Source organism: Streptomyces sp. NPDC046303 (genome assembly GCF_055588085.1).
Window position 1 is genome coordinate 1 of record NZ_JBVJFA010000087.1, and the last position, 1,862, is coordinate 1,862.

At 56.5% G+C, this 1,862-nt stretch carries 1 rRNA gene; it reads left to right on the top strand.

The window, feature by feature from the left end:
• Positions 1-1,831, top strand: a 23S ribosomal RNA gene (locus tag ACZ6I1_RS34980); the annotation flags it as partial.
• Positions 1,832-1,862 lie beyond the last annotated feature (31 nt).

Below are 1,862 nucleotides of genomic sequence, written 5' to 3' on the forward strand. Positions count from 1 at the left end.
GCTGTGATGGGTAGGGGAGCGTCGTGTGCCGGGTGAAGCAGCAGCGGAAGCTAGTTGTGGACGGTTCACGAGTGAGAATGCAGGCATGAGTAGCGATACACACGTGAGAAACGTGTGCGCCGATTGACTAAGGGTTCCTGGGTCAAGCTGATCTGCCCAGGGTAAGTCGGGACCTAAGGCGAGGCCGACAGGCGTAGTCGATGGACAACCGGTTGATATTCCGGTACCCGCTTTGAAACGCCCAATATCGAATCAGGCGATGCTAAGTCCGTGAAGCCGTTCCGGACCCTTCGGGGAAAGGAAAGTGGTGGAGCCGACGAACCAGACTTGTAGTAGGTAAGCGATGGGGTGACGCAGGAAGGTAGTCCAGCCCGGGCGGTGGTTGTCCCGGGGTAAGGGTGTAGGCCGAGGGGTAGGCAAATCCGTCCCTCATATAAGGCTGAGACCTGATGCCGAGCCGATTGTGGTGAAGTGGATGATCCTATGCTGTCGAGAAAAGCCTCTAGCGAGTTTCATGGCGGCCCGTACCCTAAACCGACTCAGGTGGTCAGGTAGAGAATACCGAGGCGTTCGGGTGAACTATGGTTAAGGAACTCGGCAAAATGCCCCCGTAACTTCGGGAGAAGGGGGGCCATCACTGGTGATGAGTCTTGCACTCTGAGCTGGGGGTGGCCGCAGAGACCAGCGAGAAGCGACTGTTTACTAAAAACACAGGTCCGTGCGAAGCCGTAAGGCGATGTATACGGACTGACGCCTGCCCGGTGCTGGAACGTTAAGGGGACCGGTTAGTGCGCTTTCGGGCGTGCGAAGCTGAGAACTTAAGCGCCAGTAAACGGCGGTGGTAACTATAACCATCCTAAGGTAGCGAAATTCCTTGTCGGGTAAGTTCCGACCTGCACGAATGGCGTAACGACTTCTCGACTGTCTCAACCATAGGCCCGGTGAAATTGCACTACGAGTAAAGATGCTCGTTTCGCGCAGCAGGACGGAAAGACCCCGGGACCTTTACTACAGTTTGATATTGGTGTTCGGTTCGGCTTGTGTAGGATAGGTGGGAGACTTTGAAGCCCCAACGCCAGTTGGGGTGGAGTCGTCGTTGAAATACCACTCTGGTCGTGCTGGATGTCTAACCTCGGTCCGTGATCCGGATCAGGGACAGTGTCTGATGGGTAGTTTAACTGGGGCGGTTGCCTCCCAAAGGGTAACGGAGGCGCCCAAAGGTTCCCTCAGCCTGGTTGGCAATCAGGTGTTGAGTGTAAGTGCACAAGGGAGCTTGACTGTGAGACCGACGGGTCGAGCAGGGACGAAAGTCGGGACTAGTGATCCGGCGGTGGCTTGTGGAAGCGCCGTCGCTCAACGGATAAAAGGTACCCCGGGGATAACAGGCTGATCTTCCCCAAGAGTCCATATCGACGGGATGGTTTGGCACCTCGATGTCGGCTCGTCGCATCCTGGGGCTGGAGTCGGTCCCAAGGGTTGGGCTGTTCGCCCATTAAAGCGGTACGCGAGCTGGGTTTAGAACGTCGTGAGACAGTTCGGTCCCTATCCGCTGTGCGCGTAGGAATATTGAGAAGGGCTGTCCCTAGTACGAGAGGACCGGGACGGACGAACCTCTGGTGTGCCAGTTGTCCTGCCAAGGGCATGGCTGGTTGGCTACGTTCGGGAGGGATAACCGCTGAAAGCATCTAAGCGGGAAGCCTGCTTCAAGATGAGTATTCCCACCTCCTTGAGAGGGTAAGGCTCCCAGTAGACGACTGGGTTGATAGGCCAGATGTGGAAGCCCGGTAACGGGTGAAGCTGACTGGTACTAATAGGCCGAGGGCTTGTCCTCAGTTGCTCGCGTCCACTGTGTTAGTTCTGAA